This window comes from Streptomyces sp. NPDC058086 (genome assembly GCF_042885015.1).
Classification (GTDB): domain Bacteria; phylum Actinomycetota; class Actinomycetes; order Streptomycetales; family Streptomycetaceae; genus Streptomyces.
Genome location: NZ_JBHVST010000121.1, coordinates 1 through 21,421, shown reverse-complemented (window position 1 = coordinate 21,421; position 21,421 = coordinate 1). Strand labels below are relative to the sequence as shown.

The window sequence follows — 21,421 nt, the reverse complement described above, 5'->3', positions numbered from 1 at the left end:
GGGCTCCCGTACGGTGCGTACGGGAGCCCCTCTACGTAGTGGCCCGTCGACGGGCCACCGGGCCGCGGACGTCAGGACCCGTCGGAGGGCCTGCGCGCCGAGGTCACCCGGTACACGTCGTACACGCCCTCCACGCCCCTGACCGCCTTCAGGACGTGCCCCAGGTGCTTGGGGTCGCCCATCTCGAAGGTGAAGCGGGAGGTGGCGACGCGGTCGCGGGAGGTCTGGACGGCCGCGGACAGGATGTTGACGTGCTGGTCGGACAGGACGCGGGTGACGTCCGACAGGAGCCGGGAGCGGTCCAGTGCCTCGACCTGGATGGCCACCAGGAAGACCGAGGACTGGGTGGGCGCCCACTCGACCTCGAGGATGCGCTCGGGCTCGCGGGAGAGCGAGTCGACGTTGACGCAGTCGCTGCGGTGCACCGATACGCCGCTTCCGCGGGTGACGAAGCCGATGATCGGGTCGCCGGGGACGGGCGTACAACAGCGGGCGAGCTTGACCCACACGTCCTCGACACCCTTGACGACGACACCCGGGTCGGCGTTGGAGCGGCGCTTGCGGCCACGCCCGTGCGCGGGCGGAACGCTCTCGTCGATCTCCTCGGTGGCCGCCTCCTCGCCGCCGAGGGCCTGCACCAGCTTCTGCACGACGCTCTGCGCGGTGACATGGCCCTCGCCGATCGCCGCGTACAGCGAGGAGATGTCGGGGTAGCGCATCTCGTGCGCGAGGGTGACCAGGGAGTCGCCGGTGAGGATGCGCTGGATCGGCAGGTTCTGCTTGCGCATCGCGCGGGCGATGGCGTCCTTGCCCTGCTCGATGGCCTCGTCGCGGCGCTCCTTGGAGAACCAGGCGCGGATCTTGTTGCGGGCGCGCGGGGACTTCACGAAGCCCAGCCAGTCGCGGGAGGGGCCCGCGCCGGCCGCCTTGGAGGTGAAGACCTCCACCAAGTCGCCGTTGTCCAGGGTGGATTCGAGCGGGACGAGGCGTCCGTTGACCCGTGCGCCTATCGTCCGGTGGCCGACCTCCGTGTGGACCGCGTACGCGAAGTCCACCGGTGTCGCGCCGGCCGGAAGCGCTATGACGTCACCCTTGGGCGTGAAGACGAAGACCTCGTTGCGGGACAGGTCGAAGCGCAGGGACTCCAGGAACTCGCTCGGGTCCTCGGTCTCCTTCTGCCAGTCGAGCAACTGGCGCAGCCACGCCATGTCGTTGACGGTGTCCTGACCCGCGCTCCCCTTGGCGGCCCGGGGCACGTCCGTACGGATCTTGGAGGAACCGGCGACGGTCTCCTGCTTGTACTTCCAGTGCGCGGCGATGCCGTACTCGGCACGGCGGTGCATGTCGAACGTGCGGATCTGGAGTTCGACCGGCTTGCCGTTGGGCCCGATGACCGTCGTGTGCAGCGACTGGTACATGTTGAACTTGGGCATCGCGATGTAGTCCTTGAACCGGCCGGGGACCGGGTTCCATCGCGCGTGCACGGTGCCGAGGGCCGCGTAGCAGTCGCGGACGGTGTCCACGAGGACGCGGATGCCCACCAGGTCGTAGATCTCCGCGAAGTCACGGCCTCGTACGATCATCTTCTGGTAGACGGAGTAGTAGTGCTTCGGGCGGCCGGTGACCGTCGCCTTGATGCGGGCGGCGCGCAGGTCGGCCTGGACCTCGTCGGTCACTATGGCGAGGTACTCGTCGCGCTTGGGGGCGCGCTCGGCGACCAGACGCACGATCTCGTCGTACATCTTGGGGTAGAGGATCGCGAACGCGAGGTCCTCCAGCTCCCACTTGATGGTGTTCATGCCCAGGCGGTGGGCGAGCGGCGCGTAGATCTCCAGGGTCTCGCGCGCCTTCTTCTCCTGCTTCTCGCGCTTGAGGTAGCGCATGGTGCGCATGTTGTGCAGGCGGTCGGCGAGCTTGATGACCAGGACGCGGGGGTCCTTGGCCATGGCGACGACCATCTTGCGGACGGTCTCGGCCTGCGCGGCCTCGCCGAACTTGACCTTGTCGAGCTTGGTGACGCCGTCGACGAGCAGGGCGACCTGGTCGCCGAAGTCGCGCCTGAGCGTGTCCAGGCCGTACTCGGTGTCCTCGACGGTGTCGTGCAGGAGACCGGCCATCAGCGTGGCGGGGTCCATGCCCAGCTCCGCCAGGATCGTCGTGACGGCGAGCGGATGCGTGATGTACGGGTCGCCGCTCTTGCGCTTCTGGCCGCGGTGCCAGCGCTCGGCGACCTGGTAGGCCTTCTCGATCTGCCGCAGCGTCGACGTCTCGATCTTCGGGTCGTTGCTGCGCACTATCCGCAGCAACGGCTCCAGGACCGGGTTGTACGGGTTCGAGCGCTGCACGCCGAGCCGGGCCAGGCGGGCGCGGACGCGGTTGGAGGAAGAGCTGGGACGGCCGGACGGGGCGGCCGCGGAACGCACCGCCGGGGTGTTCGCGGAGCGCTCGGGAGAAACCGGCTTGGGGCGTGGCTGCTCGGCCGCCTTGTCGTCGGGCGCGGACTGGGCGTGCTCGACCGGCCCGCTCGTGGCGTTCTTGGCGGGCGTCGCCGCGGGGGCCGAGGCAGGCTCGGGCTTGGCGGCGGTGAGTGGCTGGGCCTCGTCTGGCAAGAGGGCTCCTCGTGCGCGTTCCGGGTCCCCCGGTCAGGCTCCGGAAACCCCATGGTAGCGATCCTGGGCGTCGGGCTCGCTTTCGGCCGCTGGGACGGCCTCGTACAGGAGGAACGCGAGAGGCGGGCTCCGGATTCCTCCGGGCCCGCCTCCGCGGTGTCCTACGGGTGTCTCAGGGCCTTCCCAGGCCTTTCCCGGGGCTTTCCCCGAGGTGTCGCGACCGCGGCCCTCAGACCTTGAGCAGCGCCTCCAGCGGAGCGCCCGCGAGAGCGGGCTCCAGACGGCCGCGACCGCCCAGGAAACCGAGCTCCATCAGCACGGCGACGCCCGCGACCTCGGCGCCCGCCCGGCGGATGAGCTGGAGCGAGGCCTCGGCGGTGCCGCCGGTGGCGAGGACGTCGTCGACGACCAGGACGCGGTCGGCCCCGTTCAGGTCCTCGGCGTGCACCTCGATCTCGGCGGAGCCGTACTCCAGGTCGTACGCCTGCGACAGGGTCGCTCCGGGGAGCTTGCCCGCCTTGCGTACGGGGATGAAGCCGATCCCGGCGCGGACGGCGACGGGGGCGCCGAGGATGAAGCCGCGGGCCTCCAGACCGACGATCTTCGTGGCCTCGGCGCGCACGGCGATCTCCGCCAGGGCGTCGGTGAGCGCCGTGAAGGCCGCCGGGTCCGCCAGGAGCGGGGTGATGTCCTTGAACATCACACCCGGCTCCGGGTAGTCGGCCACGTCGCGGATACGGCTGAGCAGCAGCGTCGTGATGTCCGTGAGCTCGGTCATCGGCGCTTCCCCGAGGGTCGGCCACGGCCCCGGTTGCGGGACGCGGGCTGGTTGCGCGGGCCGACGACCATGGGCCCGTCGTCCTCCGGCTCGTCGTCCAGCATCACGTCGGAGACCTCGCTCTCCAGAGGCTCGCCCTTGGCGGCGGCCTGGGCCCGCTTGGCGAGGACGCGCTTCCTGAGGGCCTTCATCTGCGGCTCGCGCTCCTTGAGGTCGGCGACGAGCGGCGTGGCAATGAAGATCGAGGAGTACGCACCGGCCGCGAGGCCGACGAACAGCGACAGCGAGATGTCGTTGAGCATGCCCGCGCCGAGGACACCGCCACCGATGAACAGCAGGCCGGCGACCGGCAGCAGCGCGACCACCGTGGTGTTGATCGAACGGACCAGGGTGCCGTTGATCGAGCGGTCGGCGATCTCGCTGTACGTGTAGCGGGTCTGCTTGGTGATGTCCTTCGTCTGCTCCTTGAGGCTGTCGAAGACGACGACCGTGTCGTAGAGCGAGTAACCGAGGATGGTGAGCAGACCGATCACGGTGCCCGGGGTGACCTCGAAGCCCACCAGGGCGTAGATGCCGACCGTGATCGTGATGTCGTGGATCAGGGCCACGAGCGCGGCCACGGCCATGCGCCACTCGAACGCGATCGCCAGGTAGATCACGACGAGGACCATGAAGATCGCCAGGCCCTCCCAGGCCTTGTTGGCGATCTGGTCACCCCAGCTGGGGCCGACCAGGTCCGCGTTGATCGACTCCGCGTTGACGTTCAGGTCCTTGGCGAGCTCGTCCTTGATCTTGTCGGACTTGTCCGTGTCGATGCCGGCGACCTGGATGCGCAGTCCGCCGTTGCCGAGCTTCTGGACGACCGCGTCATGGCCGGACGAGTTCTGCGCGTACGTCTCGGCCTGGGCCACCGAGACGCTGGTCTTCCCGGTGGTGAAGACGGCGCCGCCCTGGAACTCGATGCCCATGTTCAGGCCGCGCACCGTCAGGCCGAGGATGGCCGTGATGGTGATCAGGATCGAGATGCCGTACCAGATCTTGCGCTTGCCGACGAAGTCGTAGCCGATCTCGCCGCGGTGGAGCCGGGCGCCGAGGGTGCCGAGTTTCGACATCTCACGCCTCCTTCGGGTCGACGGGGGCGGAGGGACGGCGCGTACGGCGCAGCGGGGGCTTGGCGCCCAGGGCCTTGGGGTCGAGGCCGGACCACTTGCTGCCGCTCGCGTAGAACTTCCGGCGGGCGAGGAGCGTCATCAGCGGCTTGGTGAAGAAGAACACGACGACCACGTCGAGCACCGTGGTCAGACCGAGCGTGAACGCGAAGCCCTGGACCTTGCCGACGGTGACGATGAAGAGCACCGCGGCGGCGAGGAACGACACGAAGTCGGAGACCAGGATGGTGCGCCGGGCGCGCGGCCAGGCACGCTCGACGGCCGGGCGCAGGGAACGGCCCTCGCGGATCTCGTCCCGGATGCGTTCGAAGAACACGATGAACGAGTCCGCTGTGATTCCGATCGCGACGATCGCACCGCAGACCGCAGGCAGGTTCAGCGCGAAGCCGATGGTGGGACCGAGCAACGCCATGATCACGTACGTGAGGGCACCCGAGACCAGCAGGGAGGGGATGGCGATGATCGACAGGCCCCGGTAGTAGACCACCAGGTAGATGACGACCAGGCCGAGGCCGATGGCGCCCGCGATCAGACCGGCGTGCAGCTGCTCGCCGCCGAGTGCGGCCGTCACCGTGGTGACGCTCGACTCCTTGAAGGTGAGCGGCAGCGCGCCGTACTTCAGCATGTTCGCCAGGCTCTGCGCCTCGGTCTGGTCGAAGCTGCCGGAGATCTCCGCGTTGCCGCCGGTCAGCGCCTGCTGGACGAACGGGTCGGAGACGACATCACCGTCGAGGACGATCGCGAACTGGTTCTGCGGGGACTGGTTCTTCGCGAGCTTGCCGGTGATGTTGGCGAACTTCTTGGAGCCACCGGAGGTGAACTCCATGGTGACCTTCCAGCCCGCCGCGCTCTGGGTGTCGAAGACGGCCGAGGCGCTCTTGATGTCCGTACCCGAGACCTCGGCGGGGCCGAGGATGTACTTCTGCCACTGGCCCGAGGAGTTCTTGCCGCAGGCCACGGTGGGGTCGGTGGCCTTGGAGCCTTCGCCGGCCTTGGCGCGCTGCGCCTTGTCCGCGCAGTTGAGCGCCGTGTACTGGGCCTCGAGCTTGGTGGCAGCGGCACTGGCGCTCGCGCTGCTGGTCGCCGACGGCGAGGCGCTGGAGGAGGCCGAGGGGCTGGCCGAGGAGCTCGCGGAGCTGCTCGCGGACGGCGTGGAGCCGGCCTTCAGGGCGTCGGTGACCGCGCGGCCCTGGGAGGTGGCGGAGGACGTCGGGCTCGCGGAGCTCGACGAGGTCGCCTTCTCGGTGGCCTTGTCCGTGGCCTTCGATGAGGAGCTGCTCGAGGCGCTGGGCGACGGGCTGGCCGTCGCGGCCGAACCGGAGACCTCGGTGGTCAGGACCGGACGGAAGTAGAGCTTCGCGGTGGTGCCGACCTGGTCCCGGGCCTCCTTGGAGTTCGTGCCCTTGGGGATGTTGACAATGATGTTGTCGGATCCCTGGGTCTGCACCTCGGCCTCAGAGACGCCGAGACCGTTGACACGGCGGTTCATGATGTCGACCGCGGTGTTCATGTTGGTCTTGTTGATCGCGTTCGGCTGGCCCGGCTCGTTCTTCGCCGTGAGCGTGATGCTCGTGCCGCCGGCGAGGTCGATGCCGAGACGCGGGGTGGGATGCCCGGAGAGGAACATCCCCCCCGTGAGCGCCGCGATGGCGATCAGGATGAAGGCCAGCGAGCGCCCCGGCCTGCTCTGGGCGCTCGCGCTCCGGCCCTTCTTCGGTGCTGCCACCTTCTCGTACTCCCTCTCGGGCCGCCGTGCGCGGGGTCAGCGCGGGGGCGACCATGACATGGTGTCGGGATTCCGTGCGAAAACGCAGGTCCCGGAGGTGCGGAGCGCAAGCGGATCACGCCGCGTCCCCGGGGCGTGACTACTTCGCGTCGGACTCGCCGTCGGTCTTCTTCGGCTCTGCTTCGTCGGCCTCGTCGGCCTTCGCCTCGGCGGGCTTGTCGGACGGCTCGGCGGCCACGTCCTTCTTGCCGAGGTCGAGGGGCTTGTCGTCGGAGGCGTCGGAAGAGGCGTCGGCGGCGGGCTCGTCGGTCTCGGTGAGGGAGGAGGCGTCGTCGGGAACAACCGACCCGTCCGCATCCAGGTCGTGCTCGGCGCCGTGGACGATGCGGTTGTACTCGTCGTCGGAAAGCACGGCGCCGATCGCGTTCTTCGCAAACAGCAGGTCGACGCCCGGGCCGGCGTCAAGGAGGACCGAGTCCTCGTTGACCTCCTTGACAGTGGCGTACATGCCACCGATCGTGCGCACGCCGGAGCCGGGCTGCATCTCATTGCGCATGGAAGCGGCCTGCTGCTGCTTCTTCTTGGCCGACCGGGTCATCAGGAACATGGCCCCGATGAGCACGATGAACGGGAGGAGGGTCACGAGACTCACGGGTCGGAACTTCCTTCTTCGACCGCGATGGTGAGCGGCCTGCTGGATGGGGGTATGTATGCCGTCGACAAGGGCGGCATCGGCGGAGTCTAAGCGAGTCCGCACTCAGGGAACAACGCTCAGCATGGCACCGGGGTTCCTGACCCCGCGAGTGCGCGCGCCGTCACGCCCCGAACAGGTCCCCTTGTCCGTTTCCCCCGGTCGACTGGCGCGGCGGCGTCAGGCCGAGATGGGCCCATGCCGCCGGGGTCGCCACCCGGCCGCGCGGTGTGCGGGCGAGCAGTCCCTCCCGTACGAGGAAGGGCTCGGCGACCTCCTCGACGGTCTCGCGCTCCTCCCCCACCGCGACCGCGAGCGTGGACAGACCGACCGGGCCGCCGCCGAACAGCTTGAGCAGGGCCTCCAGGACACCGCGGTCGAGCCGGTCGAGGCCGCGGGCGTCGACCTCGTAGACCTTGAGCGCGGCCGCGGCGATCTCGCGCGTGATGATCCCGTCCGCCTTGACCTGCGCGTAGTCCCGGACGCGGCGCAGCAGACGGTTGGCGATACGGGGCGTGCCGCGGGAGCGTCCCGCGATCTCGGCCGCGCCTTCCGCGCCGATCTCCACGTCGAGGAGATTCGCGGAACGGTGGATGACGCGCTGGAGCTCCGCGGGCTCGTAGAACTCCATGTGCGCGGTGAAGCCGAAGCGGTCGCGCAGCGGGGGCGGCAGCAGACCCGCGCGCGTGGTGGCGCCGACCAGCGTGAACGGCGGCAGCTCCAGCGGGATCGCGGTGGCGCCGGGGCCCTTGCCGACGATCACGTCGACGCGGAAGTCCTCCATCGCCATGTAGAGCATCTCCTCGGCGGGCCGGGACATGCGGTGGATCTCGTCCAGGAACAGCACCTCGCCCTCCTGGAGCGAGGAGAGGATCGCCGCCAGGTCACCGGCATGCTGGATGGCCGGGCCGCTGGTGATGCGGATGGGGGCGCCCATCTCGGCGGCGATGATCATCGAGAGGGTGGTCTTGCCGAGGCCGGGGGCGCCGGAGAGCAGCACGTGGTCGGCGGTGGCTCCGCGCGCCCGGGCGGCGCGCAGCACGAGGTCGAGCTGCTCGCGGACCTTCTCCTGGCCGATGAACTCGTCCAGGTCCTTGGGGCGCAGGGCCGCCTCGACGGCCTGGTCCTCACGGTCGGCGGACGCGCCGACGAGCCGCTCGGCGTCGCTCTCGTCGGTCGTGTCGTCCCAGTTCACTGAAGTTCTCCTAGCCGTGGCATGCCGGCTGTGTCATCCGGTCGGGGGTCCGGGGGCGCTCCCCGGGAAGACACAGCGTGCACGTGTGCCTCGCGGTCTGGTGGTCGGGCGGCCGGTGGTTCAGCGGGCGCGGTTGAGGGTCTGGAGGGCGGCCTTGAGCAGCTGGCCCACCTGGGGTGTGCCCTCGGCGGCCTCGGCCTGCGGAGCGACGGCGGAGACGGCCTCGTCGGCCTCGCGCGTGGCGTACCCGAGGCCGATCAGCGCGGCGTGCAACTGGTCGCGCCAGCCGGTGCTGACCGGGGCGCCGATGCCGGTGCTCGTGCCGAGGGGCTCGCCGAGCCGGTCCTTGAGCTCCAGCAGGAGCTTCTGGGCTCCCCTCTTGCCGATGCCGGGTACGGCCGTGAGCGTCTTCTCGTCACCCGTGGCGATCGCGCGGCGCAGGGCGTCGGGCGAGTGGGTGGCGAGCATGGCCTGCGCGAGGCGCGGGCCGACACCGCTGGCGGTCTGGAGCAGCTCGAAGGTCCCGCGCTCGTCGTCGTCCGCGAAGCCGTACAGCGTCAGGGAGTCCTCGCGCACGACGAGGGAGGTGGCGAGCTTGGTCTGCTGTCCCATCCGGAGCCCGGAGAGCGTATTGGGCGAGCACTGGACGGCGATGCCGATGCCGCCGACCTCGACGACCGCGGAGTCCGGGGCGAGGGCGGCGACCGGGCCGCTGACGAAGGCGATCATGCGGTACGGCCTTTCGAAGCGTGCTGCGATGCGGGTTTCGACGCGTGCAGGGCGGCGGCCTGTTGGAGCCGGTTCTGCGCGACGGCCTGCTGGAGTCGATTCTGCGCGGGGGCGCGCCAGATGTGACAGATGGCGAGGGCGAGGGCGTCCGCGGCGTCGGCGGGCTTGGGCGGCGCGTCGAGCCTGAGCAGCCTGGTGACCATGGCACCGACCTGGGCCTTGTCCGCGCGTCCGCTGCCGGTGACGGCGGCCTTGACCTCGCTCGGGGTGTGCAGGGCGACCGGGAGGCCGCGGCGGGCGGCGCAGAGCATAGCGACGGCGCTGGCCTGGGCCGTGCCCATCACCGTCCGCACGTTGTGCTGGCTGAACACCCGCTCCACGGCGACGACTTCGGGCTCGTACTCGTCGAGCCACTGCTCGATGCCCTGCTCGATGGCGACGAGGCGCAGGCCCAACTCGGCGTCCACCGGAGTGCGTACGACTCCGACGCCGCGCATGGTCAGGGGTCGGCCCGCGACGCCTTCGACCACCCCGACACCGCATCGGGTCAGTCCCGGGTCAACGCCCAGCACTCGCACCCCAAACCCCCCTTTGCGGCTGAGCCGCCGCCGCTCGCGCGGAAGTGGCTGATCGCCGTCGTGGTTCCTCGATTGATGGTTGCGGTCCGATGGACCGCGATCATCATCCGTCCCCGACAGGCTAACCGCTGCCACTGACAACGACGGCGGGCCGGCAGGACGTGTCCCGCGGGCCCGCCGAAATGAATCCTTGGCAGCTCAGGCGTCGACCTTGGCCATCACGTCGTCGCTCACGTCGAAGTTGGCGAAGACGTTCTGCACGTCGTCGCTGTCCTCCAGGGCGTCGATCAGCTTGAAGATCTTCCGGGCGCCCTCTTCGTCGAGCTCGACCTGCATGGTCGGGACGAAGTTGGCCTCGGCGGAGTCGTAGTCGACGCCGGCGCCCTGGAGGGCCGTGCGGACCGCGACCAGGTCGGTGGCCTCGGAGATGACCTCGAAGGACTCGCCGAGGTCGTTGACCTCTTCGGCACCCGCGTCGAGCACGGCACCCAGGACGTCGTCCTCGGTCAGCTCGCCCTTGGGGACGATGACGACGCCCTTGCGGTTGAAGAGGTACGAGACGGAGCCCGGGTCGGCCATGTTGCCGCCGTTGCGCGTCATGGCGACGCGGACGTCCGAGGCGGCGCGGTTGCGGTTGTCGGTGAGGCACTCGATGAGCACCGCGACACCGTTCGGCCCGTAACCCTCGTACATGATCGTCTCGTAGTCGGCGCCACCGGCCTCGAGACCGGCGCCGCGCTTGACCGCGGAGTCGATGTTCTTGTTCGGGACCGAGCTCTTCTTGGCCTTCTGGATGGCGTCGAACAGCGTCGGGTTGCCGGACACATCGGCGCCACCGGTGCGGGCCGCGACCTCGATATTCTTGATCATCTTCGCGAAGAGCTTGCCGCGCTTGGCGTCGATCACGGCCTTCTTGTGCTTCGTCGTAGCCCATTTAGAGTGGCCGGACATCTGCCTGTCTCCTTCGCGTAACCCATCCTGTACGAACTCCCCCCGACCTTGAGGATCTGGGGGACCCCCAGATCCTACAAGGACTCCGGTGTCCGGTTCGCGCGCACCATGTCGACGAACAGGCCGTGCACGCGGTGGTCGCCGGTCAGTTCCGGGTGGAACGACGTGGCGAGCGCGGTGCCCTGGCGTACGGCGACGATGTGACCCTCGTGCTCGGCGAGCACTTCGGCCGCGGCGCCCACGGACTCGACCCAGGGGGCGCGGATGAAAACGCCCTCTACAGGATCGCCCTCGACGCCCCGGACGTCGACCGCCGCTTCGAAGGACTCGTTCTGACGTCCGAAGGCGTTGCGGCGCACGATCATGTCGATGCCGCCGATCGTCTCCTGGCCCGAGCGCGGGTCGAGGATCTTGTCGGCGAGCATGATCATGCCGGCGCAGGTGCCGTAGACCGGCATGCCGCCGCGCACGCGCGCGCGGAGGGGCTCCATCATGCCGAACAGGACGGCCAGCTTGGAGATGGTGGTGGACTCGCCGCCGGGGATGACCAGGCCGTCCACCTCGGCGAGCTCCTCGGGACGCCGCACCGGCCTGGCCACGGCGTCCGCCGAGGCCAGGGCGATGAGGTGCTCCCGTACGTCGCCCTGGAGTGCCAGGACGCCTATGACAGGTGCGTCAGTCATGTACGTGATGCCTTTGTCCGGTCTCTGGGGTCCGGCCTCTTACCAGCCGCGGTTGGCGTAGCGCTCGGTCTCGGGGAGGGTGTCGCAGTTGATGCCGACCATGGCCTCGCCCAGGTTGCGGGAGGCGTCCGCGATGATCTTCGGGTCGTCGTAGAAGGTGGTCGCCTTCACGATGGCGGCGGCGCGCTTGGCCGGATCGCCGGACTTGAAGATGCCGGAGCCCACGAAGACGCCCTCGGCGCCGAGCTGACGCATGAGAGCGGCGTCGGCGGGGGTCGCGACACCACCGGCGGAGAACAGCACGACCGGGAGCTTGCCGAGCTCGGCGACCTCCTTGACCAGCTCGTACGGGGCGCGCAGGTCCTTGGCGGCGGCGTACAGCTCGTTGTTGTCGAAGCCGCGCAGCCGGGCGATCTCGTTCTTGATCTGGCGCAGGTGACGGACGGCCTCGACGACGTTGCCGGTGCCGGCCTCGCCCTTGGAGCGGATCATGGCGGCGCCCTCGGCGATGCGGCGCAGGGCCTCGCCGAGGTTGGTGGCACCGCAGACGAAGGGGGTCGTGAAGGCCCACTTGTCGGAGTGGTTGACCTCGTCGGCCGGGGTGAGGACCTCGGACTCGTCGATGTAGTCGACACCGAGGGACTGGAGGACCTGGGCCTCGACGAAGTGACCGATGCGGGACTTGGCCATGACGGGGATGGAGACCGCGTCGATGATCTCCTCGATCATGGTCGGGTCCGACATACGGGCCACGCCGCCGTCCTTGCGGATGTCGGCGGGCACCCGCTCCAGGGCCATGACGGCCACGGCGCCGGCGTCCTCGGCGATCTTCGCCTGCTCGGCGTTGACCACGTCCATGATCACGCCGCCCTTGAGCTGCTCCGCCATGCCGCGCTTGACGCGGGCGGTGCCGGTTGCGGCGTTCTCGGCGGACTGGGCGGTGTTGGAGAGCGTGCTGGACACGGGTTGACCTCACTCGGTGAAAGAGGATTTCTGCAGCACTGAGGAAACGCGAGTGGACCAGTCCACAGCAAGGGCCAATGGGGAGCCGGTGGATCCTTTTCGCCCCCGCCGTCCCTACCCGTCCCATCCCAGAGGGCTCCGCCCGTAGCCCCCGCATCGGCCTGAACGGTCTCGTCCTCAAACGCCGGACGGGCTGAAGGATGCGCGCAGCGCCTTAAGGGGAGCGGGGAACTGCGCGACCAGCCCCCACCGGCCGTCGGCGAAAAGACAGCGGGCGGGCGGGGATTCGGGGCGCAGCCCCGCCCGAGGGGCGCGGGGAACTGCGCGGCCCGCCGCCACCAGCCCGCAGCCCCGGAGCGACACCCACCCACCGCGGCCGAAAGGGACCCCCGTCGTCAGGTCGTGGGGCGGTCCGCCAGGGCGGTGGGCGGCTCGTCGTCCATTTCGAAGGCCATGGGGAAGGGCGCATGACCGGCAAGACGGAACCAGCGGACCTTGCGGTGGCGACGAAGAGCGCGGGCGGCACGTACCGCGTCGTTGTGGAACCGCCGAGCCATCGGCACCCGCCGCACCGCCTGCGCCAGCTCGGTCGCCGCCGCATCCCCACCCGGCGCCTCCCGCACCGCCTCCACCTGCTGCACCTCTCCGAAGACGGCCCGCAGGGCCTGGCTGAGGTCGCTCTCGGCCACCTCGCGCTGCTCCTCCTCCGCCTGCCGCGCGGCATGCGCGGCCTCGTAGAGCACGATCGAGGCGGCGGGATCGAGCACCCCGGAGGTCGCCAACTCCTGGGCGACAGAGGCACGGCGCAACAACTGCGCGTCGAGCGCGGCGCGGGCGGCGTCGATCCGGGCGTGCAGCCGGTCGAGACGCCCCGCGGTCCAGCTCAGGTAGAGGCCGATCGCGACGAGGCCGACGAGGATCCAGATGAGGGTTGCGGTCACGGGCGGCAAGGCTACCCGGGTGTGGTCACCCCTCCCCCACGTCCCAGGCGCAACGGAAACCGCCGTGCCCGGTGGAGGAGTCGGAGGTGTTCTTCGACCGGGCGGCCACCCGGTAGCGGTTGCAGTACGAGGCGTGGCACAGGTACGAGCCCCCGCGGATGACCCGCTCGCCGGGGTCCGTCGCCGAGGTCTCGGCCGAGATCCCGGAGGGCGCGGTGAAGGCGTCCGCGCACCACTCCCACACGTTGCCCGAAGTGTTGTACAGACCGAAGCCGTTGGGCTCGTAGGAGTCCACCGGGACGGTTCCCGTGCGGCCGCCGGGGCGGGTGCTGAGCCTGGGGAAGTCGCCCTGCCAGGTGTTCATGCGCTCCTGGCCGGCGGGGGCGAACTCGTCTCCCCAGGGGTAGCGGCGGCCTGCCGGGCCACCGCGCGCCGCGTACTCCCACTCCGCCTCGGTGGGCAGCCGGGCGCCCGCCCAGGCGCAGTATGCGCGGGCGTCGTGGTGGGAGACGTGCACCACGGGGTGGTCCGCGCGGTCCTCAAGGTCGGAACCGGGGCCCTCGGGCGCGCTCCAGTGGGCCCCTTCGACACCCAGCCACCAGGGCGCCGCGGCGACCGCCCCGAAAACGGCCTCCCGCGCGCGGGGGTGCAGCAACAGGTGGAACACGAACGAACTGCCGTACCGCTCCGCGTCCGTCACATGTCCGGTCGCCCGCACGAAGTCCGCGAACCGGGCGTTGGTGACGGCCGTCGCGTCGATCCGGAACGGCTCGACGCGCACCGTGCGGACCGGTCCTTCGCCGTCCTGCGGGTAACCCTCGCCAAAGGCGTCGCCCATGCGGAACTCGCCGCCCGGCAGCGTGACTGCGGCGGCGTCAGGCGCTGGACGGGGACGAGGAGGCCCAGGACGGTCGCCCGTGCGCGTGCCGGGGCGCGGCACCGGTACGGAGAGTTGGAAAATCGAACTGGCCGCCCCGTGCGAACTGACCCCCGCGTGCGCACCGGCCGCCCCGTGCGCACCGGCCTCCCGCGAACCGGCCGCCCCGTGCGCACCGACCTTCCCGTGCGCACCGGACTCCCCGCGCGCGGGTGCGCAGCACGCCCCTCCCCCGTCCGGCGTCGGCGTGTCCCGCACGCTCAGTCCCGGGCCAGTCCGAACCGCGCCCGCAGCCCCGTCCGTTCGTCCGCTGCGACCGCCGCCGCGCCGTCCGTGACCGTCTCGTAGACGGACAGGATGTCCGCGCCGACGGTCGACCAGTCGAAGCGCCGTACGTGGGCGCTGCCCCGCGCGCGGAGTTCGGCCCGGCGCTCGGGGTCGCCGAGCAGGCGCAGGGCCGCGGCGGCCAGGTCGTCCGCGTCCTCGTTGGCGAAGAGTTCGCCGGCCGCGCCCTGGTCGAGGACCTGCGCGAAGGCGTCGAGGTCGGAGGCCAGCACCGGCGCGCCCGCCGACATCGCCTCCACGAGGATGATGCCGAAGCTCTCGCCGCCGGTGTTGGGCGCCACGTACAGGTCGACGCTGCGCAGGAAGCGGGCCTTGTCCTCGTCGCTGACCATGCCGAGGAACTCGACGCGCGAGCGCATCTCGGCGGGCAGGGACTCGACGGCCTCCTCCTCGTCACCGCGTCCGGCGACCAGGAGCCGGGTCCCCGGGCGCTCGGCGAGGATCTTGGGCAGGGCCTTCATGAGGACGGGCAGGCCCTTGCGGGGCTCGTCGATGCGGCCGATGAAGCCGAGGGTGTCGCCCTGCCACTCGGGCTTGGGCTTGGCACGGGCGAAGAAGTCGACGTCGACGCCGTTCGGGATGACGACCGCGTCGCCGCCCAGGTGCTCGACGAGGGTGCGGCGGGCGTACTCGCTCACCGCGATCCGCGCACTGATCTTCTCCAGGGCCGCCTGGAGGATCGAGTACGCGGCGACCATGGCCCGCGAACGCGGGTTGGAGGTGTGGAAGGTGGCGACGATGGGGCCCTGCGCGGCCCAGCACGCGAGCAGGCCGAGCGAGGGCGAGGCCGGCTCGTGGATGTGGATCACGTCGAAGGTGCCGTCGTGCAGCCAGCGACGCACCCGGGCCGCCGACAGGAAGCCGAAGTTCAGGCGCGCAACGGAGCCGTTGTAGGGCACCGGGACCGCGCGGCCCGCCGAGACGACGTACGGCGGCAGCGGTGTCTCGTCGTCCGCGGGGGCGAGCACGGAGACCTCGTGTCCGCGGCGGATGAGGTGTTCGGCCAGGTCACGGATGTGGAACTGGACGCCGCCCGGCACGTCCCAGGAGTAGGGGCAGACGATGCCGATCCTCACGGAGTCCTCTTCTCGGAATCCCTCTGGGCGTTGTCAGGATCCTTGTTGTCAGGATTTCCGCGGTCAGAATCCCTGTTGTCAGGATCCTTCCCGGGATCGAGGTCCTTGAGCCACAAGCGCTGCAGCATGTGCCAGTCCTCCGGATGTTCGGCGATACCCGTGGCGAAGGCGTCGGCCAGCGCCTGTGTCATGACAGACGTCTTCTCGGCCCGGGTGCCTGTCTCGGGGACCTCGACGGGGGGATGCACACGGCCCTGCATCACGGGTGAGTCGTCGTACCAGAGCGTGACCGGCAGCAGGACGGCTCCGGTCTGCTGGGCGAGCAGCGCCGGGCCCGCGGGCATCCGGGTCGTCTCGCCGAAGAACTCCACCTCGACGCCCGAGGCCGACAGATCACGCTCGGCCACCAGGCAGATCAGTCCGCCGTCCCGCAGCCGCCGGGCCAGCGTGCCGAACGCGGTGCCGCCGCTGTGCGGCAGGACCTCCATGCCGAGGCCCTCGCGATAGGCGACGAAACGGTCGTACAGCGATTCCGGCTTGAGGCGCTCGGCGACGGTCGTGAACGGGGTCTCCAGCTTGGTGGTGACCCAGGCGCCGGCGAGGTCCCAGTTGCCCATGTGCGGCAGGGCCAGGATGACGCCCTGGTCGGAGGCCAGCCCGTCCGTCAGATGGTGCACGTCCTTGCAGTCGAAACCCGTCCGCACGCGCTCCTCGCTCCAGGCGGGGAGGCGGAAGGACTCCATCCAGTAGCGCAGGTAGGAGCGCATGCCTGCCCGGGAGAGCTCGGCGAGCCGCTCCGGGGTCGCGTCGGGCAGCACGCGCGCGTAGTTGCTCTCCAGCCGTTGTACGCCCTTGCCGCGCCGCTTCCAGGCGATGTCCGCGATGGTGCGGCCCAGGCGCACCGCGACCGGCTCCGGGAGCTTCTTGACGGTGCTCCAGCCGAGCGCGTACGCCCCGTCCACCAGCCTCTCCTGGAGACTGGTCACGACGTGGCCCCACTGTTGTGCGCCGCGGCCGCGGCGTCCGCCTCCGCGGACTCCCGGCGCACCGTGACGACGCGCTGGATCAGCGTGACCAGGCTGCCGACGGCGACGATCCACAGCGCGACGGGCAGCAGCCACTGGATGCCGGGCACCCCGAACGTGTGCAGGCCCGCGAGGCCCGCCGCGACCAGGGAGATCACCAGGCGCTCGGCGCGCTCGACCAGGCCGTTGACGGCGACGGGCAGGCCGATCGACTCGCCGCGGGCCTTGGTGTACGAGACCACCTGGCCGCTGGCCAGGCAGAAGATCGAGACGGCGCACAGGGCGTTGTTGTCGCCGCTGCCCGCGTACCAGAGCGCGAATCCGCCGAAGATCGCGCCGTCGGCGACCCGGTCGAGCGTGGAGTCCAGGAAGGCGCCCCAGCGGCTGGAGCGGCCGAGCTGGCGCGCCATGTTGCCGTCGACCAGGTCGGAGAAGACGAAGAGCGTGATGACGATCGTTCCCCAGAAGAACTCTCCCCGGGGGTAGAAGACCAGCGCGCCCGCCATGACTCCGGCCGTACCCAGGAGGGTGACCGTGTCGGGGCTTACCCCCCGACGGATGAGAAACGCGGCGAACGGTGTGAGGACACGCGTGAAGAATGCACGCGCGTACTTGTTCAGCATGGCCTTCCCGAGGGTCGGTGTCGCCGCGCGGCCCCTGCTGGCCACCGGCTGGCCCATCGTAGCCAGGCGCGCGCTTGTGCGACGGCCGGGCACCCGCACCCCGTGTCACGGTGGGATGGCGTCGATGTCACGGCGGGATCGCGTCCCCCGTATGGACGCACCGTGACGCGAGTGCAAAGCTCGAAGACACCGCGGGCGTCATCGGAGCCGCACCGCACGCGGATCCGTACGCCCGCGCCCGAAGTGACCTCACCGTGCACGGGAGGCAAGGCCATGGGCGACAAGGCGAACGCACACCCCGGAGCCGCCGGCAGGGCTACAGCGGCCGACCACCCCGCGTCCGTACGGAATGTGGTGCTGGTCGGCCACAGCGGATCCGGCAAGACGACATTGGTGGAAGCTCTCGCACTGACGGCGGGAGCAGTGAACCGGGCGGGCAGGGTGGAGGACGGCACCGCCGTCTCCGACTACGACGAGATCGAGCACCGGCAGCAGCGCTCGGTGCAGCTCTCCCTGGTACCCGTCGACTGGGACGGATACAAGATCAACATCATCGACACCCCCGGATACGCCGACTTCGTCGGAGAACTCAGGGCCGGTCTGCGCGCCGCGGACGCGGCCCTTTTCGTCGTCTCGGCCTCGGACGGGGTGGACGGCTCGACCCGGATGGTGTGGGAGGAGTGCGCGGCGGTCGGCATGCCACGCGCCATCGTGATCACCCATCTCGAATCGGCGCGCGCCGATTTCGACGACATGACACGGATCTGCGCCGAGGCCTTCGGCGCGGACGACCCCGACGCCGTACTGCCGCTGTACCTGCCGCTGCACGGCGCGGAGGGGCCCGACGGGCACGCCCCTGTCACCGGGCTGATCGGACTCCTCACCCAGCGGCTGTTCGACTACTCCTCCGGGGAGCGCAAGGAGGCCGAGCCGGGACCGGAGCAGCTGCCGCTGATCGAGGAGGCGCGCAACCGGCTGATCGAGGGGATCATCGCCGAGAGCGAGGACGAGACCCTCATGGACCGCTATCTGGGCGGCGAGCAGATCGACGTCAAGACGCTCGTGCAGGACCTGGAGCGGGCCGTGGCGCGCGGGGCCTTCTTCCCGGTCCTGGCGGCCGCGCCCGCCGCCGAGGGCGCCCGCCAGGGGCTCGGCACCGTCGAGCTCCTGGAACTCGTCACGGGTGGCTTCCCGACCCCGCTGGAACGCCCGGCGCCCACCGTGACGACACCTGAAGGTCAGGAACGCGAGGTCAAGGCCTGCGATCCGAACGGGCCGCTGGTCGCGGAGGTCGTGAAGACGGCCAGTGACCCCTATGTGGGCCGGGTCTCCCTTGTCCGCGTCTTCTCGGGCACCCTGCGCCCCGACGAGACGGTGCACGTCTCCGGGCACGGGCTGGCCGACCGCGGGCACGAGGACCACGACGTCGACGAGCGTGTCGGCGCCCTGTCCGCGCCGTTCGGCAAACAGCAGCGCTCCCTGACGCACTGCATCGCGGGCGACCTGGCCTGCGTGGCGAAGCTCAACCGGGCCGAGACCGGTGACACGCTCTCGGCCAAGGACGACCCGCTGCTGATGGAGCCCTGGCAGATGCCGGACCCGCTGCTGCCGCTCGCCATCCAGGCGCACAGCAAGGCCGACGAGGACAAGCTCTCGCAGGGCCTGGGCCGGCTGGTCGCCGAGGACCCCACCATGCGCCTGGAACAGAACCAGAACACCCACCAGGTCGTCCTGTGGTGCCTGGGCGAGGCCCACGCCGATGTCGCCCTGGAACGGCTGCGCAACCGGTACGGCGTCCAGGTCGACGTGGTCCCGCACAAGGTCTCCCTGCGGGAGACGTTCGCGGACAAGGCCGCGGGGCGTGGCCGCCATGTGAAGCAGTCCGGCGGGCACGGGCAGTACGCGATCTGCGAGATCGAGGTCGAACCCCTCCCCAACGGCTCGGGCATCGAGTTCGTGGACAAGGTCGTCGGCGGGGCCGTGCCCCGGCAGTTCATCCCCTCCGTCGAGAAGGGGGTGCGGACCCAGGCCGCCAAGGGCGTGGTCGCGGGCTATCCCCTCATCGACGTACGGATCACCCTGCTCGACGGCAAGGCGCACTCCGTGGACTCCTCCGACGCCGCGTTCCAGACCGCGGGCGCGCTCGCCCTGCGCGAGGCGGCCGCCGACACCAGGATCCATCTGCTGGAGCCGGTGGCCGAGGTGACGGTCCTGGTCGGCGACGAGTACGTGGGCGCCGTGATGAGCGACCTGTCGGGGCGCCGCGGCCGGGTGGTCGGCACCGAGCAGGCGGGCGGCGGACGCACGCTCGTACGGGCCGAGGTCCCGGAGATCGAGATCGGACGGTACGCCGTGGATCTGCGCTCCCTCTCGCACGGCACCGCACGCTTCAACCGCACCTACGCACGACACGAGCCGATGCCGTCACAGATCGCCGAAAGGATGCGCGAACAGGCCCAGAACGCCTGACGGTTCGGCTCCCTTCACCCTCGGCGGGCGGCTTCGGCCGTCCGCCGACGAATGTCGGTCGCGGCCGATACTCTGGGAACTGATCAAGACGATGACCTGATCAACAGGTGTGCGGGGCAGGGAAGTCGGGAAAGCCGCAGGAGCGGGGGCGGCGGCGATGGGGGCGGAAGTGGCGTTCGACGGTTTCGATTTCACTCCCGGGGCGCAGGTGCCGCTCTCGGGTTCCGCGGGGCAGACGGCGGCGACCTTCGCCCTGGCCTCGGCGGCGTACCGGGACAGCGATGTCGGCGAGATCCTCAAGGCGAACAACCAGTGGCACGAGTCCACCGTCAGCTCAGGCCGCAAGTGGGCCACGATCTTCAGGCCCAACCTCGGCGAGGCCTTCGGGCGGGCGGTGGTGGACCGCATGCTGGGCGCCGGCCGCAAGCCCCTCATCCAGTCCTTCGGCACCGAGCCGCAGGTCGTCGTCGAGCACTGCCTCGCGGCGAACCGCATCCGCCGGGAGCGGGACAACTGGCTGTCGGCCGTCATGGTGCTGTGCGGTGTGCTGTTCCTGCCCGGGCTGCTGGTGTGGCTGCTGGTCTTCCAGCTCCGGTCCATGATCGCCAAGCAGACGAACAAGCGCGCCGGCGCCCTCGGCACCACGCTCCTGGTCGCCTTCGGTGCCCTCGCCGTGGTCTTCCTCGTCCGCATGCCCTTCACCGGCTTCTGGGCCTGGTACGCGCGTGCGTCGGTGGTCCTCCCGGTGATCGGCTGGCTCTGGGCCAAGCAGATCTGCGAGCGGACCGCCAAGGACCTGCGCGAGCGCTGGGACAGCCTGCTGTCCGGCGGTGGTCTCGGCGCCAAGATCCCGGAGGCGGTGCCCGGCAGCCCGGGCGAGACGGCGGCCGAGCGGCTGCGCCAGGCCCTGGCCGCCCTCGGCGCCGAGCAGCAGTCCAACTCGGTGTTCTACGCCGGACCCAAGGGCATACTCGGCATGGGCACCCGCTGGGGCAGCTGGCAGCTCGCCGAGGACCTCGTCCCCAAGGACCCCGACAAGGAGATCCACCCCTTCCGCAGCTGGGACGTCGTCCGCAACATCCACGACAAGCTCCGCATGCTGGAGCGCGGCCCGCTCAACACCGGTGGTTTCCCCACCCCTTCGATCAAGCACTGGATCGTCTCGCCGATCGGTGAGAACGCCAAGGAGGTGTCCCGGCCGGGCGGCACGGACGTCGAGGCGTACACGATCAAGAGCCACGCCATACAGGACATCTGCAACAAGCAGCAGTTCGGCAGCGGCCAGCGGCACTACCTCGGCGTCCAGTGGACACTGTGGGACGGCCAGTTGATCATCACCATGCTGATCACCGTGACCGTGCTGCACGAGACGCTGCGCATCGAGGTCACCGGGCACGCCCTGGGTCCCGTGCACTCCCTGTTCACCAGTAAGCCAGAGGCCCCGACGAAGGAGGTCGCCAAGGCGGTCAAGTTCTGGGAGACCCGCAAGGTGAAGCTGCCGCTGGTCACCACGGACGAGGTCGTACGTCTCACCGCGCGCGCCCCGCTCACCGGGTACCCGCCGCTGCTGAACTGGCTCGGCGGCAAGCTGACGCTGCCCGAGCCGTTCGGCCTGCGGCACGCGTGGGCCGACCAGCCCTGGCGGCACCGCTTCATGGCCGACGACGCGCTGCGGGCGGCCACGCCGGTGCTCCGTGTCGTCCACGCGGCGGCGATCAAGGTGCTGGACGAGAACGGGGTCGACACGGAGAAGTTCGGGAACCGGTCGGCGTTCCTCAGCACGGCGGTGCAGGATCCGTCGCCTCGGAAGGCCGACCTCTACGACGCGTGAGCCCCCGGCGGACGGGCAGGAATGGCCGTCCGCCGGGTGCAGGTCGTCTTGGGCTGATCGCGCAGATCCGCGCGCCCCCGTCGGGGGGCGCCCCAGGGGGGGCCCCTTTGAGAGAGCCCCGCGGGAGGCTATTCGGGGGGACCGGCGCCGCCCACCACAAGC

The 21,421-nt window shown here is 70.4% G+C and carries 18 protein-coding genes; 2 read left to right on the top strand and 16 right to left on the bottom strand.

All coding sequences use genetic code 11. The features are described 5' to 3' along the window. Positions 1-71 precede the first annotated feature (71 nt). From ACFVWD_RS49310 to pgsA, 16 genes are all read right to left on the bottom strand, one after another. Positions 72-2,609, bottom strand: a complete 2,538-nt coding sequence (locus tag ACFVWD_RS49310; protein ID WP_389605011.1) for a RelA/SpoT family protein — start codon at positions 2,607-2,609, stop codon at positions 72-74. A 229-nt stretch (positions 2,610-2,838) separates the two neighbouring features. Next, on the bottom strand, positions 2,839-3,387 hold the full coding sequence (locus ACFVWD_RS49305) for an adenine phosphoribosyltransferase (protein ID WP_389605010.1): 549 nt from the start codon (positions 3,385-3,387) through the stop codon (positions 2,839-2,841). Then, complete coding sequence (secF, locus tag ACFVWD_RS49300) at positions 3,384-4,499, bottom strand: protein translocase subunit SecF (protein ID WP_389605009.1); 1,116 nt, start codon at positions 4,497-4,499, stop codon at positions 3,384-3,386. Before secF ends, ACFVWD_RS49305 begins: the two co-directional genes overlap by 4 nt. A 1-nt stretch (position 4,500) precedes the next feature. Then, a complete protein-coding gene (secD, locus tag ACFVWD_RS49295) occupies positions 4,501-6,282 on the bottom strand; it encodes a protein translocase subunit SecD (RefSeq protein WP_389605008.1) in 1,782 nt (593 codons plus the stop codon). Positions 6,283-6,421: 139 nt separating this feature from the next. Then, complete coding sequence (gene yajC, locus ACFVWD_RS49290; RefSeq protein WP_075027567.1) at positions 6,422-6,934, bottom strand: preprotein translocase subunit YajC; 513 nt, start codon at positions 6,932-6,934, stop codon at positions 6,422-6,424. A 163-nt stretch (positions 6,935-7,097) separates the two neighbouring features. Next, positions 7,098-8,168, bottom strand: a complete 1,071-nt coding sequence (gene ruvB, locus ACFVWD_RS49285) for a Holliday junction branch migration DNA helicase RuvB (RefSeq protein WP_389605006.1) — start codon at positions 8,166-8,168, stop codon at positions 7,098-7,100. Positions 8,169-8,288: 120 nt separating this feature from the next. Next, the gene (ruvA, locus tag ACFVWD_RS49280) at positions 8,289-8,897 is read right to left on the bottom strand and encodes a Holliday junction branch migration protein RuvA (RefSeq protein ID WP_097226432.1); all 609 of its coding nucleotides are present in this window, start codon (positions 8,895-8,897) and stop codon (positions 8,289-8,291) included. Beyond that, positions 8,894-9,475, bottom strand: a complete 582-nt coding sequence (gene ruvC, locus ACFVWD_RS49275) for a crossover junction endodeoxyribonuclease RuvC (RefSeq protein WP_385377109.1) — start codon at positions 9,473-9,475, stop codon at positions 8,894-8,896. Before ruvC ends, ruvA begins: the two co-directional genes overlap by 4 nt. Positions 9,476-9,673: 198 nt before the next feature. Further along, positions 9,674-10,426 carry a YebC/PmpR family DNA-binding transcriptional regulator gene (locus tag ACFVWD_RS49270; protein WP_355309692.1) on the bottom strand — a complete coding sequence of 251 codons (753 nt, stop codon included), beginning with the start codon at positions 10,424-10,426 and terminating at the stop codon, positions 9,674-9,676. Between the two features lie 74 nt (positions 10,427-10,500). Next, positions 10,501-11,109, bottom strand: a complete 609-nt coding sequence (gene pdxT, locus ACFVWD_RS49265; protein WP_266416278.1) for a pyridoxal 5'-phosphate synthase glutaminase subunit PdxT — start codon at positions 11,107-11,109, stop codon at positions 10,501-10,503. A gap of 39 nt (positions 11,110-11,148) precedes the next feature. After that, positions 11,149-12,072 (bottom strand): pyridoxal 5'-phosphate synthase lyase subunit PdxS, encoded by a 924-nt coding sequence (pdxS, locus tag ACFVWD_RS49260; RefSeq protein WP_389605005.1) that lies wholly within the window; start codon positions 12,070-12,072, stop codon positions 11,149-11,151. 395 nt (positions 12,073-12,467) lie between these two features. Beyond that, a complete protein-coding gene (locus tag ACFVWD_RS49255; protein WP_054233941.1) occupies positions 12,468-13,013 on the bottom strand; it encodes a hypothetical protein in 546 nt (181 codons plus the stop codon). A 25-nt stretch (positions 13,014-13,038) separates the two neighbouring features. After that, positions 13,039-13,974, bottom strand: a complete 936-nt coding sequence (locus ACFVWD_RS49250) for a formylglycine-generating enzyme family protein (protein ID WP_389605021.1) — start codon at positions 13,972-13,974, stop codon at positions 13,039-13,041. A gap of 176 nt (positions 13,975-14,150) precedes the next feature. After that, positions 14,151-15,311: a glycosyltransferase family 4 protein gene (locus ACFVWD_RS49245; RefSeq protein ID WP_355309689.1), complete on the bottom strand. Its 1,161-nt coding sequence runs from the start codon at positions 15,309-15,311 to the stop codon at positions 14,151-14,153. Continuing rightward, the gene (locus ACFVWD_RS49240; protein WP_389605004.1) at positions 15,308-16,297 is read right to left on the bottom strand and encodes a phosphatidylinositol mannoside acyltransferase; all 990 of its coding nucleotides are present in this window, start codon (positions 16,295-16,297) and stop codon (positions 15,308-15,310) included. Before ACFVWD_RS49240 ends, ACFVWD_RS49245 begins: the two co-directional genes overlap by 4 nt. Beyond that, the gene (pgsA, locus tag ACFVWD_RS49235) at positions 16,294-17,016 is read right to left on the bottom strand and encodes a phosphatidylinositol phosphate synthase (RefSeq protein WP_389605002.1); all 723 of its coding nucleotides are present in this window, start codon (positions 17,014-17,016) and stop codon (positions 16,294-16,296) included. Before pgsA ends, ACFVWD_RS49240 begins: the two co-directional genes overlap by 4 nt. 216 nt (positions 17,017-17,232) lie before the next feature. Between pgsA and ACFVWD_RS49230 the strand changes: the two genes are divergently transcribed. Together ACFVWD_RS49230 and ACFVWD_RS49225 are read left to right on the top strand one after the other, a co-directional pair. Then, on the top strand, positions 17,233-19,428 hold the full coding sequence (locus tag ACFVWD_RS49230; protein WP_168517094.1) for an elongation factor G-like protein EF-G2: 2,196 nt from the start codon (positions 17,233-17,235) through the stop codon (positions 19,426-19,428). Positions 19,429-19,585: 157 nt separating this feature from the next. Next, positions 19,586-21,259 carry a hypothetical protein gene (locus ACFVWD_RS49225; RefSeq protein ID WP_101406227.1) on the top strand — a complete coding sequence of 558 codons (1,674 nt, stop codon included), beginning with the start codon at positions 19,586-19,588 and terminating at the stop codon, positions 21,257-21,259. The last annotated feature ends 162 nt before the right edge of the window (positions 21,260-21,421 follow it).

Bases quoted from the DNA above. Each gene is read 5' to 3' on its own strand.
- ACFVWD_RS49225 (WP_101406227.1), top strand. From the start codon at position 19,586: ATGGGGGCGGAAGTGGCGTTCGACGGTTTCGATTTCACTCCCGGGGCG.
- ACFVWD_RS49305 (WP_389605010.1), bottom strand. From the start codon at position 3,387: ATGACCGAGCTCACGGACATCACGACGCTGCTGCTCAGCCGTATCCGC.
- pdxT (WP_266416278.1), bottom strand. From the start codon at position 11,109: ATGACTGACGCACCTGTCATAGGCGTCCTGGCACTCCAGGGCGACGTA.
- secF (WP_389605009.1), bottom strand. From the start codon at position 4,499: ATGTCGAAACTCGGCACCCTCGGCGCCCGGCTCCACCGCGGCGAGATC.
- ACFVWD_RS49270 (WP_355309692.1), bottom strand. From the start codon at position 10,426: ATGTCCGGCCACTCTAAATGGGCTACGACGAAGCACAAGAAGGCCGTG.
- ACFVWD_RS49230 (WP_168517094.1), top strand. From the start codon at position 17,233: ATGGGCGACAAGGCGAACGCACACCCCGGAGCCGCCGGCAGGGCTACA.
- ruvA (WP_097226432.1), bottom strand. From the start codon at position 8,897: ATGATCGCCTTCGTCAGCGGCCCGGTCGCCGCCCTCGCCCCGGACTCC.
- pgsA (WP_389605002.1), bottom strand. From the start codon at position 17,016: ATGGGCCAGCCGGTGGCCAGCAGGGGCCGCGCGGCGACACCGACCCTC.